This window comes from Diaphorobacter sp. ED-3, from assembly GCF_027625375.1.
In the GTDB taxonomy this organism is placed as follows: domain Bacteria; phylum Pseudomonadota; class Gammaproteobacteria; order Burkholderiales; family Burkholderiaceae_C; genus Diaphorobacter; species Diaphorobacter nitroreducens.
The window spans coordinates 3,147,668-3,165,787 of sequence record NZ_CP115182.1 but is presented as its reverse complement, the minus strand read 5'-3'; the positions used below and the strand labels follow the sequence as shown (position 1 = coordinate 3,165,787).

16 protein-coding genes are annotated in these 18,120 nt (G+C 66.2%); 10 read left to right on the top strand and 6 right to left on the bottom strand.

The genetic code is table 11. The features are described 5' to 3' along the window. Positions 1-38: 38 nt before the first annotated feature. Complete coding sequence (locus PCQ86_RS15330) at positions 39-2,489, top strand: UvrD-helicase domain-containing protein (RefSeq protein WP_270174132.1); 2,451 nt, start codon at positions 39-41, stop codon at positions 2,487-2,489. Positions 2,490-2,539: 50 nt separating this feature from the next. Here PCQ86_RS15330 and PCQ86_RS15325 read toward each other — a convergent pair whose 3' ends face one another. Genes PCQ86_RS15325 through PCQ86_RS15315 form a run of 3 tightly spaced genes read right to left on the bottom strand, consistent with a single transcriptional unit; the run spans position 2,540 to position 4,284 of the window. Continuing rightward, positions 2,540-3,145 (bottom strand): hypothetical protein, encoded by a 606-nt coding sequence (locus tag PCQ86_RS15325; RefSeq protein WP_270174131.1) that lies wholly within the window; start codon positions 3,143-3,145, stop codon positions 2,540-2,542. Between the two features lie 51 nt (positions 3,146-3,196). Continuing rightward, a complete protein-coding gene (locus PCQ86_RS15320; RefSeq protein WP_255352815.1) occupies positions 3,197-3,325 on the bottom strand; it encodes a hypothetical protein in 129 nt (42 codons plus the stop codon). After that, the gene (locus tag PCQ86_RS15315; RefSeq protein ID WP_196995044.1) at positions 3,322-4,284 is read right to left on the bottom strand and encodes an IS5 family transposase; all 963 of its coding nucleotides are present in this window, start codon (positions 4,282-4,284) and stop codon (positions 3,322-3,324) included. Before PCQ86_RS15315 ends, PCQ86_RS15320 begins: the two co-directional genes overlap by 4 nt. Before the next feature lie 435 nt (positions 4,285-4,719). Between PCQ86_RS15315 and PCQ86_RS15310 the strand changes: the two genes are divergently transcribed. The 9 genes from PCQ86_RS15310 to PCQ86_RS15270 all read left to right on the top strand — a co-directional run bounded on the left by PCQ86_RS15310 (position 4,720) and on the right by PCQ86_RS15270 (position 15,456). Next, on the top strand, positions 4,720-5,079 hold the full coding sequence (locus PCQ86_RS15310) for a hypothetical protein (protein WP_252102172.1): 360 nt from the start codon (positions 4,720-4,722) through the stop codon (positions 5,077-5,079). Positions 5,080-5,262: 183 nt separating this feature from the next. Continuing rightward, a complete protein-coding gene (locus PCQ86_RS15305) occupies positions 5,263-8,823 on the top strand; it encodes a beta strand repeat-containing protein (protein WP_270174130.1) in 3,561 nt (1,186 codons plus the stop codon). Positions 8,824-8,871: 48 nt separating this feature from the next. Beyond that, entirely contained in the window at positions 8,872-9,306 is a 435-nt protein-coding gene (locus PCQ86_RS15300; protein ID WP_252102174.1) for a hypothetical protein, read from the top strand. Between the two features lie 57 nt (positions 9,307-9,363). Next, complete coding sequence (locus PCQ86_RS15295) at positions 9,364-10,515, top strand: CsgG/HfaB family protein (protein WP_252102175.1); 1,152 nt, start codon at positions 9,364-9,366, stop codon at positions 10,513-10,515. 161 nt (positions 10,516-10,676) lie between these two features. Continuing rightward, the gene (locus PCQ86_RS15290) at positions 10,677-11,324 is read left to right on the top strand and encodes a tetratricopeptide repeat protein (RefSeq protein WP_270174129.1); all 648 of its coding nucleotides are present in this window, start codon (positions 10,677-10,679) and stop codon (positions 11,322-11,324) included. Between the two features lie 230 nt (positions 11,325-11,554). Continuing rightward, complete coding sequence (locus tag PCQ86_RS15285; protein WP_252102177.1) at positions 11,555-11,785, top strand: hypothetical protein; 231 nt, start codon at positions 11,555-11,557, stop codon at positions 11,783-11,785. Between the two features lie 44 nt (positions 11,786-11,829). Beyond that, positions 11,830-12,423, top strand: a complete 594-nt coding sequence (locus PCQ86_RS15280; RefSeq protein WP_252102178.1) for a hypothetical protein — start codon at positions 11,830-11,832, stop codon at positions 12,421-12,423. Further along, on the top strand, positions 12,423-13,124 hold the full coding sequence (locus tag PCQ86_RS15275; RefSeq protein ID WP_172208074.1) for an OmpA family protein: 702 nt from the start codon (positions 12,423-12,425) through the stop codon (positions 13,122-13,124). Before PCQ86_RS15280 ends, PCQ86_RS15275 begins: the two co-directional genes overlap by 1 nt. A 181-nt stretch (positions 13,125-13,305) precedes the next feature. Further along, positions 13,306-15,456 (top strand): PhoX family protein, encoded by a 2,151-nt coding sequence (locus PCQ86_RS15270; RefSeq protein WP_015914011.1) that lies wholly within the window; start codon positions 13,306-13,308, stop codon positions 15,454-15,456. A gap of 266 nt (positions 15,457-15,722) precedes the next feature. Here PCQ86_RS15270 and PCQ86_RS15265 read toward each other — a convergent pair whose 3' ends face one another. From PCQ86_RS15265 to PCQ86_RS15255, 3 genes are all read right to left on the bottom strand, one after another. Then, on the bottom strand, positions 15,723-16,550 hold the full coding sequence (locus PCQ86_RS15265) for a BPSS1780 family membrane protein (RefSeq protein WP_103737397.1): 828 nt from the start codon (positions 16,548-16,550) through the stop codon (positions 15,723-15,725). 150 nt (positions 16,551-16,700) lie between these two features. Next, the gene (locus tag PCQ86_RS15260) at positions 16,701-17,651 is read right to left on the bottom strand and encodes a homoserine kinase (protein WP_270174128.1); all 951 of its coding nucleotides are present in this window, start codon (positions 17,649-17,651) and stop codon (positions 16,701-16,703) included. 91 nt (positions 17,652-17,742) lie between these two features. Continuing rightward, positions 17,743-18,111, bottom strand: coding sequence for a hypothetical protein (locus tag PCQ86_RS15255; protein ID WP_011806438.1), 369 nt, complete (start codon positions 18,109-18,111; stop codon positions 17,743-17,745). Between the last annotated feature and the right edge of the window lie 9 nt (positions 18,112-18,120).

Here is an 18,120-nt window from a genome sequence, read left to right as displayed (position 1 = left end):
GCGGCTGCATGCGCCAGCCGCGTTCCTACAATGGCGGAATGCTCCCACACGACCTGTTTTCCGGCGCGCCAGCGCCTTTTGGCACTGGCAATGGTGCCGGCGCTACCGGGGTTTCGTCCCAGGCGGTGCAGCCGCTGCTGCAAAACCTCAACCCCGAGCAACTGGCCGCCGTGACGCTGCCTGCCGGCCATGCGCTCATCCTGGCGGGCGCCGGCTCCGGCAAGACCCGGGTGCTTACCACGCGCATTGCCTGGCTGCTGCAGAACGGTCTGGCCACTCCGGGCGGCATCCTGGCCGTCACCTTCACCAACAAGGCGGCCAAGGAGATGCTGACGCGCCTCTCAGCCATGCTGCCCATCAACGTGCGGGGCATGTGGATCGGCACATTCCACGGCCTGTGCAACCGCCTGCTGCGCGCGCACCACAAGCTGGCAGGCCTGCCGCAAGCCTTCCAGATCCTGGACACGCAGGACCAGCTCTCGGCCATCAAGCGGCTGTGCAAGCAGTTCAACGTGGACGAGGAGCGCTTCCCACCCAAGCAGCTGGCCTACTTCATCGCTGGCTGCAAGGAAGAGGGCATGCGCCCGCGCGACGTGCCGGCGCACGATGCCGACACGCGCAAGAAGGTGGAGCTGTACCAGTTGTACGAGGAGCAGTGCCAGCGCGAGGGCGTGGTGGACTTTGGCGAGCTGATGCTGCGCAGCTTTGAGCTGCTGCGCGACAACGACCCCGTGCGGGCGCATTACCAGCGGCGCTTTGCGCACATTTTGGTGGACGAGTTCCAGGACACCAACAAGCTGCAATACGCCTGGCTCAAGCAGATGGCGGGCGACGTGGTGGACGGACGCCTGCACACGCAGGGCAGCGTGCTGGCCGTGGGTGACGACGACCAGAGCATCTACGCCTTTCGCGGGGCACGCGTGGGCAACATGCAGGACTTTGTGCGCGAGTTCGACGTGCAGCACCAGATCAAGCTGGAGCAGAACTACCGCAGCTACAGCAACATCCTGGATTCGGCCAACGCGCTGATCAGCCACAACAGCCGGCGCTTGGGAAAAAACCTGCGCACCACTCAGGGCCCGGGCGAGCCCGTGCGCATCTACGAGGCCAACAGCGATCTGGCCGAGGCGCAGTGGATGGTCGATGAGATCAAGCAGCTCGTGCGGGACGGCGAGATGCCGCGCAAGGAGATCGCTGTGCTCTACCGCAGCAATGCGCAGAGCCGGGTGATCGAATCGGCCCTGTTCAACGCCAGCGTGCCCTACCGCGTGTACGGCGGGTTGCGCTTTTTCGAGCGCGCCGAGATCAAGCACGCGCTGGCCTATCTGCGCCTGCTGGAGAACCCGCACGACGACACCAGCTTTCTGCGCGTGGTGAACTTCCCGCCGCGCGGCATTGGTGCGCGCACGCTGGAGGTGCTGCAGGATGCGGCGCGCAGCAGTGGCTGCTCGCTGCACGACGCGGTGAGTGCGGTGCCTGGCAAGGCCGGCACCAACCTGGGGGCCTTCGTGGCCCTGGTTCAAGTGCTGCGCGAGCAGACGCAGGGCCAGAACCTGCGCGGCATCATCGGCCAGGTGCTCGAATCCAGCGGCCTGCTGGAGCATTACCGCCACGAAAAGGAAGGCGCGGACCGGCTGGAGAACCTGGACGAGCTCATCAACGCGGCCGAGAGCTTCGTCACCCAGGAGGGCTTTGGCCGCGATGCGGTCGCGCTGCCGCTGGACGAGCACGGCAACGCCCTCACGCAAAGCCCGGCCAGCCAGGGGCTGGACCCCGACGCGCCGATGCTGGATATCCCTGGCAACGTGGATGCCGACACCGGCGAAACGCTGTCGCCGCTGGCGGCCTTTCTGACCCACGCCGCATTGGAGGCGGGGGACAACCAGGCCCAGGCGGGGCAGGATGCGGTGCAGCTCATGACCGTGCATGCCAGCAAGGGGTTGGAGTTCGACTGCGTGTTCATCGGCGGCATGGAGGAAGGGCTGTTCCCGCATGAGAACTCCATGAGCGACCGCGACGGCCTGGAGGAAGAACGCCGCCTGATGTACGTGGCCATCACCCGCGCGCGCAAGCGTCTGTACCTGAGCCATTCGCAGACGCGCATGCTGCACGGGCAGACGCGCTACAACGTCAAGAGCCGCTTTTTTGATGAGCTACCCGAGGAGGCGCTCAAATGGATCACACCGCGCCAGGCAGGGTTTGGATCTTTTGCTCCTGATTCAGGAGCTGCTCGCGCTTACCAGTCGGGCGCTAGAGGCCAATTTGGCTTCAAGACCGAAGTATTCGCCAGTCCCCCCGTACCCCCGGTCAAGGCGGCGCCGGGCCATGGCCTGCGCGTGGGGCTGGCGGTGTTCCACACCAAGTTCGGCGAGGGCAAGGTGCTGGCCATCGAGGGCGCGGACGCCGACGCGCGGGCGCAGGTGCACTTTCCGCGCCACGGCACCAAGTGGCTGGCGCTGTCGGTGGCCAAGCTCACCATCGTCGAGTAAGGCGGGTTGGCGCGGGTGGCGACGGGCGGCCCTGCCTGCCTGCGCCGGCGCTAGGAGGGCAGGCAGCGCAGCACCGCCTGGTCGGCGGGGAGCTTTTCGGCAAACAGCCCCTTGCGTTCCGGCGACAACAAGGCGGACAGGCCTTCCATGACGACGACTTCGGCCCCCGCCGGTGCGTCGCGGTAGCAGGGGCCCAGCACTTCCAGCGTGTGGCGCAGCGCGCGAGACTGGTCGGGGTTCGCCTTTTCCAGCGTGGCGGCCAGCTGGCGCAGCCACTCCTCGTAATGCGCCAAGTCCTGTGCAGGCAACCGGGTGCGCTCCGCCTCCGGAATCATGCTGGCGTAGAGCTGTTGCAGGTTCCGCGCGCCGGGCTGACCCAGGTGCAGCACGGCGTCGTAACGCGCCTCGAACGGTCCCTGGCGGTACAGCACGTGCCGCACCCGATAGCGCAACTCTCCGCCTTCTCCCCCCAGCGTGCGGACCAGTTCACGCGCCGCCGCGCTGTGCGGATCATTGGCGAACTGCGCCTGCAGCGCCGCGTGGATGGCGGGATCGGCGGGAAACCGGATGTTCTGTCCTCCGCTGTCCAAGCATGCGCCCAGCGCCATTGCCACGCCCAGAATACAAATACCCAAATTAATCTGCCGTATTTTCATGAAATATTGATGACTATTAGGGATGCCCTGAATAACTCGAATGCGTAAGTGCTACAAGGTCACCGGTTTCAGATAGTGCGATGGATGGCGTTTAGCCTGGGTCTTCGCACCACTTTCCACGCCCTTGCGGGCCATCTGCACCGCCTTTGCGGCCATTTGCCTGATTTCAGGGGCACTCATCCCTGCGCCTCCAGCAATTGATGGCGCACCATCCAAAGATTGGACAGCGCAAACAGCGTCTTGAGCTGCAACGTGTTCTTCTTCAATCCCCGGTAGCGCACCTTGGTGTATCCAAACTGTCGTTTGATCACCCTGAAGGGATGCTCCACCTTGGCACGGATGCTCGCCTTGATCTTCTCCACTTGGTCTATCAGCGCGTCAACGGGGTTGTTCTCTTTGTCCAGCGCTCTGCGTTTGCCTGGGCGCATCGCGATGTGCCACCGCACTGCCTCCTTGGCATCCGGGCGCTTGTCGATACCTTGGTAGCCTGCATCACCAAACCCGTCTGTCTCCTGCCCGTGCAGCAAGCTGTTGCCCTCTACAACGTCGGCCACGTTACCCGAGGTGCCTATGACGGTATGCACGAGTCCCGAGTCCGCATCCACGCCAATATGTGCCTTCATGCCAAAGTGCCATTCGTTGCCCTTTTGGCTCGAATGCATCTCTGGATCGCGCTTTCTGTCCTTGTTCTTGGTAGAGCTAGGCGCTGCGATCAGTGTGGCATCGACCGCAGTGCCTGCCTTGAGCAGCAAGCCCTGGGCTGCCAGAAGCTCGTTGACAGTGGCCAGAATCTGCTCGGCCAGCTTGTGTTTCTCCAGCCGATGACGAAACCTCAGGATGGTGCTCTCGTCAGGCACCCTCCCATGGACATCAAGACCTGCAAACTCCCGGTAGATCGGGGTGTCAAAGAAGGCCTCTTCCATCGCCAGATCTGACAGGGTGAACCACTGCTGCATGCAGTGGATGCGCAGCATGGTCTCCAGGGCAAAGGGTGGGCGGCCGTTCTTGCCTTCTGGGTAATACGGCGTGATGAGCTCGACCAACGCAGCCCAGGGAACCACCAAATCCATCTGGATCAGCAGTTCTTGCTTGCGGGTCTTTTTGGTGCTCAGTTTCAGGTCAAGGCTGCTTTGCTTCATGGGCGGGGAGGATGCCATGACTTCCTGGCTTCTAGCAGACTGCGTTCGGGGTTTTGCAGGATTTCCTTAGGTTTGGAAATTTATTTGAGATTGATTTTGGTGGCGGACTGGGCGAGCAGGTTCCTTGATTATTCAAAGCGTAACTTGATGATTCATGTCGCAATTGATTCGTGATGATTTTTTAATCATTTTGGCTCTGCTAAATCGAAAGCCGGCAGTTCTCCTCCGCGAGCGAAGACATTCCATGCGCCCCGAGGGCCCATGCGTGGAATCGGTGAAAAATAAGGGTTGGTGTGTGCTTACATTAGGTGTGTAAAGAGCAGAACTTTTGTTTACATGAAGTCTTGTGATGTTGGGAACAATCCGCCCGCAGCCTGAAGGGCCGCATTTATTGCATTGCCGATTACCCATCATCCACTCGAAAGGATTCATGAAATGCGACAACTTGCAGTGACCGCCATTGCCGCCCTGTCCCTGGGCTGCGGCGCCGCTTTTGCCCAGAGCGGCAACGTGACAATTCCGGGCCTGCTGTCGGGCAAGGGCTCCGCCGGCTCGGAAGTGACCAACAGCCGCGTGACCGTGACCGGCAACAAGGCGACCAACGTGATTGCCGGTGGCGGCAAGGCCGGCATCAAGGTGGCCGAGGTGTCGATGGAGGGCGTGGCCAACGTCAACAGCATCAACATCACCGGCTCGAAGATCCGCAACTCTGACATCACGGTGAGCGGCAACGAAGCCACCGACATCAAGGCCATTGGCGGTACGGCCAACGTCAACAGCATCAATATCAACTGATGCTGTACCGCGCGGCGGTGGCTGGCCTCTACCGTGGGTTGCTATCCGCGACGTACGGGTCCAGCCGCGGGACGCGCGGCGCGGAGCCCGGCGGCCGTGCGACCGGCGCCCTGCCGTGTGCATCCTGGCGCCTCAGCGCGCAACCGGTGCAGACGCCAGGGTGTGGCAGAGAGAGGACACAAGGTGCAAGGCATTGACAGGCCAATGGTCATCATCTGGTGCCTGGGGCTGACAGCGGCGGCACTGCCGCTGCGCGCCACGGCACAGGAATCCATGCTGGCCGGCCTCGGCTGGCACAAGAACAGCGCCGGCACGCAGGTGGATGGCGCCAGCGAAGTGCGTGTGCAGGGCAACCGGGCGGCGGGTCCGGTCGTCTCCACAGGCAGCAAGGGCTCGGCACTTGCCAACGCGGGCATGCGGGTGGATCTGGCGGGTACCGCACAGGCCCATGCCGCGGGCATCGCGGGAATGGAACTGCGCCAGTCGCGCGTGCATGTGCTGGCCAACCAGATAACGGGCTTCGTGCATGCGCTGGGCGGGGCGGCCACGGCCAACGTGGTGCTGGCCGCGGGCAGCACTGGCGCGCAACCGATCAGGGGTTCCGGCCTGGTGGTACAGGGCAACCGTGCAGCCGAAGTGGCCGCCTTTGGCGCCAAGAGCGAGGTGCTGCTGGGCAGCGGGTCGCTGCAGATGCCGGGCCGCGCAACTGCCAACAGCGTGCTGCTGGACGCCACGGCGGTGCGCAATTCGCAGGTGGTGGTCTCCGGCAATAACGCCCGGGAGGTGACGTCCATTGGCGGTGCGGCGCTGGCCAACGGTGTCACGGCCGCGCGCAGCGAGCTCGTGGGCACCGATGTCACCCAGACGGGCAATGAAGCCACCGACGTGCGCGCTGGCGGGGGAGCGGGTGGCGTGGGGAGGGGCACCATCGCGCAGGTCGAGCTGACAGGCGTGGCCGCAGCCAACACCGTGTCGCTGGCGTCCAGCGAACTCGCAGGGGTGCGGCTGCAGCAGACGGCCAACAAGGCCAGGCAGGTGGGGGCGGACGGCGCAAGTGCGCTGGCCAACAGCATCAGCTTTAGCGAACATCGCGCAGACGCGGCGGGGGGATATGCAGCCTCCCTCGCAGGCAACGAGGCCACCGATGTGCGCGCATGGGGTGGCGCGGCATCGGTCCTGCGTGGCGCACTTGCGGATGTGCGCATGTCGGCCACGGCACTGGCCAACAGCATCTCCGTGACGCGCGGCGCGCTGCGTGCCGGTCCGCGCCATGACCTGGCGGGCAACCGGGTACAGGGCGTCGTGGCGACCGGCGGCGCAGCCGTCGCCAACAGCCTGTGGCTGGATGACGCCACGGTGGAGGGCGGTAGCGTCCACGTCGCGGGCAACCGGGCGGCCCAGGTGCAGACGGCCGGCGCGACGGGCAGCATTGGCGGTGGCGCGGTGGCGGGCTTCGAGCGCAACGGCCGTGCGTTGGCGAATGCCGCCGTGGCCGACCGCCAGTCCACGCTGGCGCAAGCGCGTGTGGCGCTCGCGGGCAACGCCGCCCAGCAGGTACAGGGCGCAGGGGGGCTGGCGGGAGCCAACACGTTGCTGCTCAGCGAGGGGCGGGTCCAGCAGTCGGACGTGACGCTGTCCGCCAACCATGCCGAAGGCGTGAGCGCCACGGGGTATGCCGCCCAGGCCGGTGGCGGAGTGCTGTTTGCTTCCGCGCAGAACGCGTCGGCGCTGGCCAACGCACTGGCCATTGCAGGGTCGCAGTTGGACGCCTCCCGCCTTGCAGTGCTCGGCAATACGGCTGTGCGGATTGAGTCGCGTGGCGGCATTGCCATGGCCAACAGCGTGGCCCTGGAGCACGGCGGCGGACAGGCGGCGCGTCTTTCAGGAACCGGGGCCATCGCCGGGAATACGGCGCGGCAGATTTCAACCGAGGCGGGTTCGGCCGCTGCAGGTGGCGGTATGGCCTCGCGCAGTGCGCAGGCGCGGGCTGCGGCAAACGCCCTGGTGCTGCACAACGGCGCGTGGGTGGATGCGGCATCGACCTGGGCCGTCGCCGGCAACCAGGCGCGCAGTGTCCAGGCGCACGGCGGCACGGCCCTGGTCAACGCGCTTGCGGCCTACCGGGGGGCGCTAATCCGTGGCAGCAATGTGGCGATCACCGGCAACGTGGTCGAGGGCATCGTGGCCGAGGGCGGGGCGTCGCAGGTACTGGGCGTGGGCCGCCATGGCAACGGGGTGCTGGCGGCGAACGCCCTTTACATGGATGGGGCAGCCGCCACGGGGCTGGACCGCTCTTCGCTGATGGTGGCCGGTAACCGGGCTCGCCAGGCGCAGGCGCAGGGCGGGCGTGTGAATGCCAATGCGCTTGCGCTCAACGACCGTGGCCGGGTGGAAGCCAGCAGCGTCACGCTTGCCGGCAACAATGCGTCAAACGTGCGCAGCCAGGGCCGCGAAGCGACGGTGGCGGGGATGGCCTGGGGCAAGGGCATCGGCCAGGCCAATGCCAACGCAGTTCAGGTGCTGGGACAGCTGCGTGCAGCCAGCATTCAACTGGCGGGCAACTTAGCGGCGAACGTGCGGGCGGACGAAGGGTTGGCTTCTGCCAACAGTTTCGTTCAAGGCGACGGGACTGCCGAGGCGATGCAGTTGAGTTTGGCGGGCAATTCCGCCTCCGGCGCACAGGCACGTGACGGCCGCGTCGCGCTCACCAACAGCGTGCAGGTCGATGGCGGCCTGCAGGGCTCCAGCGTGCAGTTGGCGGGCAACCAGGGCGGGTCGGATGCCGGGGGGGCGCGCGATGCATCAGCGAACAGCCTGCGGGTGCGCCAGGGCGCGCGCGTGCGCGGCACGCAGGTCACCTTGGCTGCTAATAAGGGCACCGCGCGCCAGGGCACGGTCAACAGCGCAGACATCTCGGGCTCGCTGCAAGGCAGTAGCATCACCATCCTGGGCAACCAGGGGCAGGCGGATTCAGGGGGCGTGGTCAACAGTGTGGTGGGCCGGGGAGGTTTCTCCGCGAGCCAGGTGACGGTGCTTGGCAATCAGGGTACGGCGACGGGCGGCAGCGCCAACAGCGTGCGCAACGACGGCAGCATTGCGACGGCCAGCATCTCCATCCTCGGCAACCAGGCCAGCGTCCAGGGCGGCGGGCGTGTGAATACGCTGGACAACACCGGCGCGCTGCGGCGCACGCAAGTGCTGATCGCCGGCAACACCGGCAGCGCACAGGGCGGCGGTACGGTCAACAGCGTGCGCAATCGCGGCAGCATGCAGGGAGCCCGCATCGTCATCAGTGGCAACCAGGGCACCGCGTTGGGCGGTGGCACGGTCAACAGCGTGGACAACCGCGGGCTGCTCAGCGGCCAGGTCGTGATTGCCGGAAACAGGGGCGGGGCGGTGATGGGCGGCACGGTGAATTCCGTGGTGAACCAAGGCGTCATGGCGGGTACCGTGGCGATTGTTGGCAACCACGGACGTGCGACCGTTGGAGGCGTGTCCAACTCCCTCATCAACCATGGCGTGGTGACCGGCACGGTGGCCATCGTGGGCAACGCCACCATGGCCGGTCCCGGCATGACATCCGGCAGCGTGCGCAATGTGGGTGGCGCGATCACGGGAGCCGCCGGAGTGGCAGGCAACGCGGCCTTCGCGGCCAACCCGGGCTACACCTACACGGTGCCCTCCTCTGGCGTGGTCAACCAGTCCGTGACCGTGCTGCCTGCAGTGAACCTGTTGAGTATGTAGCGATGCCGTACGGCGCTCTTTCATTCAATGTGCAAGGAAGGTCCACCTATGAAAAAAAACCTGGAAAACGCCATTCGCACCTGGGCCGCCGGCGGGGTGCTGTCGATCGTGGCGCTATCCGCGCCAGCGCAGATGGTCAATTACGGCGAGCAGCTGGGTTCCTACAAGGACATGGCTCAGAGTGGTGTACGCCTCAATGATGGCGTGTACCCCTCGGTGAGCGCCAAGGCGCGAGTGGCGCGTGCCATCGCCCGCAACACGCTGGTGGACCAGAGCGCCCTGGTGCAGCCCGACGGTACGCTGAAACTGCCCGACAACCAGCAAAACCTGGTGATCCGTACCTCGTACTCCGATATACAGCGCGGCGCCGACGGCACGTTGCGCATTGCCAGCCCGGTGATTCAGGGCAACGTGTCCGGCAACGTCACGCTGTATGTGGAGGGCCGTGGCGTGGAGAACATCACAGTGCTGAATTCGCGCTAGGGCGCAGGGGCGTCGCCGTCTGCAGCGCCAACAGGTCATCGTTGAACACAAAGAAATATGAGAACCAACTATCTGCGAATGGGAGGGGCCGCGTTGGCTCTGGTGCTGCTGGCGGGCTGCGCCACCACCGAGAACGCGCTCAAGGACGCCAACAAGCTCATGCAGGAGCGCGAATCCGACAAGCTCCTGCCGGTCACCAACCTCAGCCCCTATGCGCAGGCGCTGGGCCGTTTCGGCCGAATGCTGGATATCTACAAGGACGGCGACCCGGTCCTCTACATGCAAACGCGCAGCATCCTCGACGCCACCAATCTGTCGAACCCTCTCGTGGGCGCCGAGATTCCCGGCGACATCACGGAGATGGTGCGTACCGCTGTCAACCGCATCGGTGCGCGCGTGGTGTACGTTCCCTACCATCCGGAATACTTGGTTGCCCAGGCGCAGTTGGGGGCCAAGTTCGGCGTGACCATGCCCGATTTCCTCATCACTGGCGCATTGACGGAGTTCGATCGCGCTATTGCAGGCGCGGGGCGGGTGAACTCGGTGGGCATCGAATTCGGAGGAGGCAACGGTACGGTCACGCTGGGCGGTGACGTCAAGCGCACCGCCATCTACTCGGCGCTGGCGCTGGACCTCAATCTCGTGAGTTTTTCCACCCAGCAGATGGTGCCGCAGATACAGGCGTCCAACGTGGTCAAGGTGCTGAACTTCAGCTCCGAGGACAACGCCAGCCTGGGCTTCTACGGTGACGCTTTCGGCTTCAAGATGGAGGGCAAGTATTTGCAAGGACGCCATTCGGCGATCCGCACGCTGGTGGATTTGAGCGTCCTGGAACTTGTGGGCAAGGCCACTAACACGCCGTATTGGCGCTGTATTCCAGGTGGAACGCCCGATCCCGTGGTCATGCAGAACATGCGCAATGCCTTCAATGGCCTGACCCCTGAGCTCAAGATCGGCCTCATCCAGGTGATGTTGCGCAAGTATGGCGAGCCCGTGGAGGTCACACAGAAATATGACGAGCCCACGCGGGCGGCCCTGGAACGTGTGTACGCCGCGCGTTTCGCAGAGTGGGGTTCTGTGGACGTGATGAGTTGGGAAGGCTTCCAGCCGCTGTTCTTCAATGTGCCCATGCCATGGGATGCGGCGGTGCAGGCTGCAGCGCAACCTGCGGCCCCCTCGCCGGCGGCGAATGGCAAGGCAGGCACATGAGCAGGATGTTCGTCTACAAGGCCTGGTGCGGCGCGGCCCTCTGCCTTTCGCTGGGCGCACACGCGCAGCCCGCGGCGGTGCCTGCAGTCGCGCCCGCACCTGGTGGCTCACCTGTGCCTCCCACGGCGCAGGGGAGCGGATCACCCCCGGTGAGTGCGAGCGTGCGCTTTCTCGAAGCCTGCAATCAGTCTCTGGAAAAAGGGGTGACTGACCTGGGCTGCCAGGGCCCCCTGTATCGCAATGAACTGGAGCGTCTCAAGCGTGAGGCCGTGACCACGCAAAACCCGCAGCTTCTGTCGCTGTTGGGCAATGCCTACGAAAACCCGCGCGCTGGCCTGGGCGACGTGGGGCAGGCCTACCGTTGGTACCTGATGGCGGCGGTGCGGGGTGACCCGCGGGCGATGCAACGCCTGTCGGAGATGAACCGCCGCGGCAGTGGTGTGCCGCAGGACAAAGTCAAGGCCCTGGGCTATGCCCGTCTGGCGCAGCGCCTTGGGGCGCCGGGCGCAACCGCCGCGGCCCCCGACGTGGCCCAGGCTATCAACGATCTGGGGTCGGAAATGGCCGCCGAAGAAATGGCCTTGGCTGAACGCTTCGCGCTGGAACTGGAGGCCCAGGTTCTCCGCCAGACGCCGAGTGCTCCGCAGGCGCCGACAGGCGCGCCGCTCACGTCTGCGCCGGCGCCTGCGTTACCCGCCGCCGCGCCATCGCTGCCCGGCCGGAGCTTGCCTGGGGTACCTCAGTCATCCTCCGGTCCGACAGCGCCGTTGCCCGGCGCGCGGTTGCCCGGTATCCCCGCATCTCCCTGATTGCCGTTATGCAACGTTTCTGCCTAATGCTTGCCGCAACCCTCTGGACCGGATGGGGCGCCAGCCTGCCTGTGTTGTCGTGGGCTGGCGACCCCCTCGGTCCGCGAGGCAGCTTGGGACCCCGCGGCGATATCGGGCCGTCCCGCCCGCAGGACGGAAGTGCCGGCCAGGTCGGGGCCGTCCGGCGTCCCGCGCCGGTAGAACCCAGGAACGCACCGAAGCGGGAGGGGATGGGTAATCGCGTGGAAGCCACGGGCAACAGCGCGGCCGCAACGATCTGCGGCGCCACGGACACTTCCGTCAATAGCGTGGACGTGCGCGGCGCGCGTTTGGAAGGCCGCACGGTGATCGTGCAGGGGCGCAACTCCCGTCATGTGGATACGCGTGATTGCCCACCCACTGCTGCCCCGGGCGAGGCGTTGGGCGCCCCTTCGCAAGTGAACAGCATTCGCATCCGTTGATGCGCATGCGCTTTTCGAGAACCACTTAAGGAGTAAAGATGGGTATGGCATACAAAGGTATCGCGGGCTGGGCGGCGGTGGCTATGGCGGCGTTGTGGCTCACGGGCTGCAAGGATCCGGTGGGCACAGCGGCGGTGCAGGTCCCCGCACCCGCGCCGGCACCCGCTCCCGCCGTGGCTGCTGCGCCTGCGGCGGCAACCACGGCGGTGTCTGCGGTACCGGAGGCGGTAACCGCTCCCAGCGCTGCTCCGGCCGCGCCACGCACCTTGCCGCTGGGCGTGCAAGGCGTGGCACCGGCGGGGGTGACGGTGCGCGTCAAGAGTGTGCAGATCGGGGGGGACGCCACGGTGCTGGATGTGAGCATCTCCTTTGCCAACCGCATCACCGACTCCACCATGCTGGCGCTGGCCGATACCTACCTGCAGGACGAAAGCGGCGCGCGCCTGCACGTCAAGCGGCCGGACCACAACCGGGACATCACCATCCGCGAAGGCCAGACCCTGGATGGGCAACTGGTTTTCCTGGGCCGCGTGCTGCCCACCGCGCGCACGCTCAAGCTGGTCTTCAATGACGGCAACGATGGCGACAACATCGTGGCGCCGGGGCTGTCCATGGACCTGCCGCTGCAGGCGGGCTGATGGCGGTGCGGTGTTCGCCAGCCTGGCAGGCTGCCCTGTGGGCCGCGTGCTGCGCCGCCGTGGCCTCAGCAGCGCAACCATTGGAAGTGCGGCGCAGCAGCCAGTCGCTCGCGGCGACGCCCACCCATTTGCAACCAGCGGATGCTGCCCCGCTGACCCAATTGCAGCCGCACGTGACGCACGGCGGCCTGGTGCCGCGCGAGACCGAAACCCGGCTGCAGGCGGCGGCAGGGCCGGCCACGCTGCTGCGCGCGGCCGAGGTGCCGCCGCAGCGGCTGGAGCAGACCCGCGCGCTGCTGGTGGAACTGCAGGCCCAGCCCACGCCCGAGCAGGCCATCTCCATCGACCTGCCTGCCGATGTGTTGTTTGACTTTGACAAGGCCGAGTTGCGGGCCGATGCCGCGCGCTCGCTTGACAAGGCGGCCGAGCTGCTCAAGAGCTACCCCCAGGCGCCCATCGACGTGGTGGGACACACAGACGGCAAGGGGGGCGATGCCTACAACGACGCCTTGTCGCAGCGCCGCGCCGCCGCCGTTGCCGCCGCGCTGCAGTCGCGCACGGGGCGGCCGATCGCCACGCGCGGCATGGGCAAACGCCAGCCTGTCGCGCCCAATACCACGCCGGATGGGCGGGACGATCCTGATGGGCGCCAGCGCAACCGGCGCGTGCAGATCGTGATCGGGGCATTGCCGGTGCGGTAGGGGATGGGACCCGGGCCCGCGCGTGGCTCAGGCGCTGTGGGCCTGTGTGTTCCTCGCGCGTACACAGAGGGCCCGGCGTGCGAAGCGGTGTCTTGAAGATGTCATGTACACGTCATGCGGGCGCAACAGACGTACTCCAGGATCGCGGGACCTTGATTGCCACTACCGAGTCCAACGACCCATGAACACCACGATCGTTTCCGAGTACGACGACAATGAAATCGTCAACCATTCGTCCAACCAGCACATCGACAGCGTCCTGGCCGCGCGCCTGAGCCGTCGCAGCGCCCTCAAGGGCGGTGTCGGCGCCACCACTGCGGCTCTGCTGGGCGGCGTGAGCCTGAGCGCCTGCGGCGGCGGCAGCGACGATGACGAAACTCCCGCACCCGAGCCGATCCGCCTCAACTTCAATGCCGTCGCCAAGAGCAACGCTGACCTGGTAACGGTACCCGAGGGCTACCAGGTCAGCATCCTGCACGCCCTGGGCGACCCGATCCACTATGGCGACGAGTCCTGGAAGGACGATGGCTCCGAGACGGCCGAGTCCTATGACCGCCGCATCGGCGACGGCCACGACGGCATGTACTACTTCGGCATGTCCGACGACGGCAAGTTCGACCCCAGCCGCTCCGACCGCGGCCTGTTGTGCGTGAACCATGAGTATGTGGTTGCGCCTTATGGTCTGCATCCCACGGGGCGCATCACGGTGGACGGAAAGCGCCCGGCCGAGCAGGTGGACAAGGAAATCCGCGCCCACGGTGCCAGCGTGGTGGAAGTCAAGCGCAAGAGCGGCAGCAACGAGATGGAGATGGTGCGCGGCTCCAAATACAACCGCCGCATCACCTCGGCCACGCCGATGGACTTTGGCGGCCCCGCCGCCGGCAACGCCAAGCTGTTCAACAAGCTCTCGCCGGACGGCAAGCAGGCCTTCGGGATGAACAACAACTGCGCCAACGGCTACACGCCCTGGGGCACCTACCTGACGTGCGAGGAGAACTTCCTGAACGTCATCGGCCGTGCCGCCGGCGACGACGCCCAACGCTCCGCCACCGAAATCGTGGCCCTGAAGCGCTATGGCTTGCCCGAGAACCGCAAGAGCCCTTACCTCTGGGACACCGCCGAGGGCGAGCAGTACCAGCGCTGGAACAGCAAGGTGAGCGCCGCCAGCGCCGCTGAGGACTATCGCAACATCTTCAACACCTTCGGCTGGGTGGTGGAGATCGACCCCTTCCGCCCCGACAGCAAGCCCGTCAAGCGCACGGCGCTGGGCCGCTTCAACCATGAAGGGGCATGGCCGGCGCCCGCCAAGGCCGGCGAGCCGATCGTCATCTACTCTGGCGACGATGCGCGCAACGAGTACGTGTTCAAGTTCGTGTCCGATGCCAAGTGGGATCCGAAGGACATCAACGGCGGCGTGGCCGCCGGTGCCAAGTACCTGGACAAGGGCACGCTGTACGCCGCCAAGTTCAACAACGATGGCAGCGGCGAGTGGCTGGAACTGACGTTCGGCAAGAACGGCATCGACGCCACCAACGCGCTGTACCCGTTCGCCGACCAGGCCGATGTGGTCATGCACTGCCGCCTGGCGGCCGACGCCCGCGGCGCGACCAAGATGGACCGTCCCGAGTGGGGTGGCGTGAACCCGTTGAACAACGAGGTGTACATGACCATGACCAACAACTCGCAGCGAACGGCCGCCACGCTGAACGCCGCCAACCCGCGCGTGGGCAACACCAATGGCCACATCATCCGCTGGAAGGAAGAGGGCGGCCAGGCGGGTACCAAGTTCCAGTGGGACGTGTACCTGTTCGGCGCGCGCAGCGACAACAAGCAGAGCGAGAACCTGTCGGGCCTGACCGCCGTGAACGATTTCTCCAGCCCCGACGGCCTGCATTTCGACCAGCGCAGCGCCAATGCCGGCGGCCTGCTGTGGATCCAGACCGACGACGGTTCCTACACCGATGTGACCAACTGCATGATGCTGGCCGCCATTCCCGGCAAGGTCGGTGACGGCGGCAAGGTCACCACCAAGGAGGGCCAGGCCACGATCATGGGCTCCAAGCCCACCGAGGCCACGGTGCGCCGCTTCCTGGTCGGCCCGTTCGACTGCGAGATCACGGGCGTGGTGGTCACGCCCGACGGCAAGACGCTGTTCTTCAACGTGCAGCACCCGGGCGAGGATGCTGAGAAGGCCAACTTCGCCACCAGCACCTTCACCAGCTACTGGCCCGGCAACCAGCCTGGGATCACCAGCAGCCACAAGGGCCTCAAGCGTCCGCGCTCGGCCACCGTGGTGGTGACGCGCAAGGACGGCGGCACGATCGGTATCTAACCGGCTTGCACGGGAGCCGTCTCTCGCCTTGCGCGCAGGACGGCTCCGCGGTACTTCCAACCCGCCTCTGGCGGGTTTTTTCTTGCCTGTTCAGGGCGAGGGCGCGGGTGGAACCTTGTTCGCTGAGGAGCAGCCACCCCAAGCGCACTGTTTGGCTCGGGGCACGCCCGGGTACGCCGAAGCGCGCGGGGACTCGGCCCGCTCCGTCGGAATATCTGGAAGCACGGGACCGGGCGGAGCGCCCCGACGACTCCGCTGGCGCAGCTTTATGAATCCTGCTCGGGTGACGCCGCAGCGGACGAGTCGCCGTGGTCGTGGTGGGGCGCGTCGAAGCTGTCGCGGAACGTGAACACCACCGACGAGAAGAACATGGCGGCCAGCATCATCGCCGTCGCCACCATGATGCCGCCGGCCATGCCGGCGCCCAGGCCGATGGCGCTCAGCATCGTGACCAGCAGGCTGATGACCACGCCTGCGCCGAGGAACACGCCCATCCACGACAGCCCATACACCGTGAAGGCCCCGAAGTTGCGCAGGCAGGCGACGATGCTGAAAAACAGCGCCTTCACGGGCGGCACGTTGTGCCAGTGCACCAGGCCGGGCGCGTGCCAGAACAGCAGCGACAGCGGCACGTACAGCAGCAGCGACAGCCACATGGCCGCCTGGAAGCTGCCCGACTCGGCCATCTCGCGCGTCAGCGGCTCGCCGCCCAGGTACACGCGTGCGAACTGCCCGCCGTCCACCAGGGCCGACAGCCCCATCAGGCCGAGGAAGCCCACGGCGTAGAGCGCGCCCAGGGTCAGCATGTGGTTCAGCCGCTGCTTGCCGGTGCGAAACGCCACCAGCAGCAGTGCGGGCGTGGGCACGCGGTCCTGGCTGGCCTCGGCCGCGGCCACCATCATGGCCAGCGTGGCCGAGGGCAGCAGGCCCAGCGCCACGGCGGGACCGATCAGCGGCAGCATGGTGGCCAGCGACATCGCCGCCATGGTCATGAAAAACAGCGCGGCCAGCGCCATGGGCTGGCGCCAGAACACGCGAATGCCCAGGCGTACCCATTCCAGGCCCGCGCGCGCGGGGACGATGTGCAGTTTCATGGATTGGAAATCGAAGGTGGAGCGCCGCGGCAGCGGTGCGGGCGCATGGAGGAATTTACCCCAGTTGCCGCTGCACAGGCCGCAGCGGTGGATGAAACCAACGGTTATGTGTGGAGTGGCTGTTGCGCGGCGCGCGGCGCACCATGGTGGCTACAGAGTCACCGGATGGGCCGCGCGCTGGCGCAGCACGCGCTCAAAGTGTGTGGGATCGTGGGGCTTGAGCATGGCGGCCTCGCGCGGCAGGTAGAAGTCCCACAGGCGCGAGATCCAGAAGCGCAGCGCCCCGGCGCGCAGCATGGCGGGCAGCAGGGCGCGTTCATGCGCGGTGAGCGGGCGCACGGCCTGGTAGGCGTCGATCATGGCCTGGGCGCGCGGTGCGGCGTGCGCGCCGGTGGGCAGGTCGATGCACCAGTCGTTCAGGCATACGGCCAGGTCGAAGAGGAAGGGGTCCACGCCCGCGAAATAGAAGTCGAAGAGGCCCGTGAGTTCCTCGCCTTCGAACATCACGTTGTCGCGGAACAGATCGGCATGGATGGGGCCGCGCGGCAGCGCCGCGTAGGCGCTGGAGGCCGCCACATGGTTCTGGTAGGCCAGCTCGGACTGCAACAGCGCCGCCGGCTCGGCGCCGATGTGCGGCAGTACCACCGGCACGGTCTCGTTCCACCAGGGCAGGCCGCGCAGGTTGGGCTGCTGGCGTTCATAGCTGCTTGCGGCCAGGTGCATGCGCGCCAGCATGGTGCCCACGGCCGCGCAGTGCGCTTCCTGGGGGCTGAGCTGGCTCTTGCCGCGCAGCTTGGTGGCCAGCGCAGCGGGCTTGCCGCACACCTGGTGCAGGATCTCGCCATGCTTGTCGGCCTGCGGGTCCGGCACGGGGATGCCCGCGTGCGCCAGATGCTTCATCAGGTGCAGGTAGAAAGGCAGCTGCTCTGCGGTGAGGCGCTCGAACAGCGTGAGTACGTACTCGCCCTGCTCGCAGGTGACGAAGTAGTTGGTGTTCTCGATGCCGCCCTCGATGCCGCGCAGCTCAAGCAGCTTGCCCAGCTGCAGCCGGCGCAGCAATTCGCGCGCCTCTTTGGTGGAGACTTCGGTGAAAACGGCCATCGGTCAGTACGTCAGTGCACGCGGCGTGCTGAAAAAAAACGGGGGAAGGAGCGGGCGATACGGGCCGCCAGGAATGCCGCGTTGGCTGCGGTCAGAAATTGCGCAAGTTCCACACGCGCGGTGCGGTCACGGTGTCCGACTCGTTGAAGTTGCCGGGGCGTGCGCGGGCTCCGTCGTTGGAGCGCACTTCATACGCGGGCAGCGGCGTGCCGGTCTTGGGTTGCACGGTGATGCTCTGCGTCTGCCCGCCCACGCGCAGCTCTTGCACGCGGCTGCCGGCGTCCTCCACCACGATGTGCTCTACGCGCTGGTTGTGGCGCCCTTCAGCCTGCTGCTCTCTTTCCAATAGCTGGCCGCGCCCGTCTGTACTGGGCTGAATGGCATTTTGGCTTGCATTCTGAGCCAGGGCGGGAGCACTGGCCAGGGCCAGCAGCAGGAAGGTGGAGTGGAGAGCGCGCATGGCGCGATT

What these genes read in the sequence shown, in the direction of transcription:
- PCQ86_RS15330 (WP_270174132.1), top strand. Translation starts at nt 39, where the DNA reads ATGCTCCCACACGACCTGTTTTCCGGCGCGCCAGCGCCTTTTGGCACT.
- PCQ86_RS15325 (WP_270174131.1), bottom strand. Translation starts at nt 3,145, where the DNA reads ATGAAAATACGGCAGATTAATTTGGGTATTTGTATTCTGGGCGTGGCA.
- PCQ86_RS15320 (WP_255352815.1), bottom strand. Translation starts at nt 3,325, where the DNA reads ATGAGTGCCCCTGAAATCAGGCAAATGGCCGCAAAGGCGGTGCAGATG.
- PCQ86_RS15315 (WP_196995044.1), bottom strand. Translation starts at nt 4,284, where the DNA reads ATGAAGCAAAGCAGCCTTGACCTGAAACTGAGCACCAAAAAGACCCGC.
- PCQ86_RS15310 (WP_252102172.1), top strand. Translation starts at nt 4,720, where the DNA reads ATGCGACAACTTGCAGTGACCGCCATTGCCGCCCTGTCCCTGGGCTGC.
- PCQ86_RS15300 (WP_252102174.1), top strand. Translation starts at nt 8,872, where the DNA reads ATGAAAAAAAACCTGGAAAACGCCATTCGCACCTGGGCCGCCGGCGGG.
- PCQ86_RS15295 (WP_252102175.1), top strand. Translation starts at nt 9,364, where the DNA reads ATGAGAACCAACTATCTGCGAATGGGAGGGGCCGCGTTGGCTCTGGTG.
- PCQ86_RS15285 (WP_252102177.1), top strand. Translation starts at nt 11,555, where the DNA reads ATGGGTAATCGCGTGGAAGCCACGGGCAACAGCGCGGCCGCAACGATC.
- PCQ86_RS15280 (WP_252102178.1), top strand. Translation starts at nt 11,830, where the DNA reads ATGGCATACAAAGGTATCGCGGGCTGGGCGGCGGTGGCTATGGCGGCG.
- PCQ86_RS15275 (WP_172208074.1), top strand. Translation starts at nt 12,423, where the DNA reads ATGGCGGTGCGGTGTTCGCCAGCCTGGCAGGCTGCCCTGTGGGCCGCG.
- PCQ86_RS15270 (WP_015914011.1), top strand. Translation starts at nt 13,306, where the DNA reads ATGAACACCACGATCGTTTCCGAGTACGACGACAATGAAATCGTCAAC.
- PCQ86_RS15265 (WP_103737397.1), bottom strand. Translation starts at nt 16,550, where the DNA reads ATGAAACTGCACATCGTCCCCGCGCGCGCGGGCCTGGAATGGGTACGC.
- PCQ86_RS15260 (WP_270174128.1), bottom strand. Translation starts at nt 17,651, where the DNA reads ATGGCCGTTTTCACCGAAGTCTCCACCAAAGAGGCGCGCGAATTGCTG.
- PCQ86_RS15255 (WP_011806438.1), bottom strand. Translation starts at nt 18,111, where the DNA reads ATGCGCGCTCTCCACTCCACCTTCCTGCTGCTGGCCCTGGCCAGTGCT.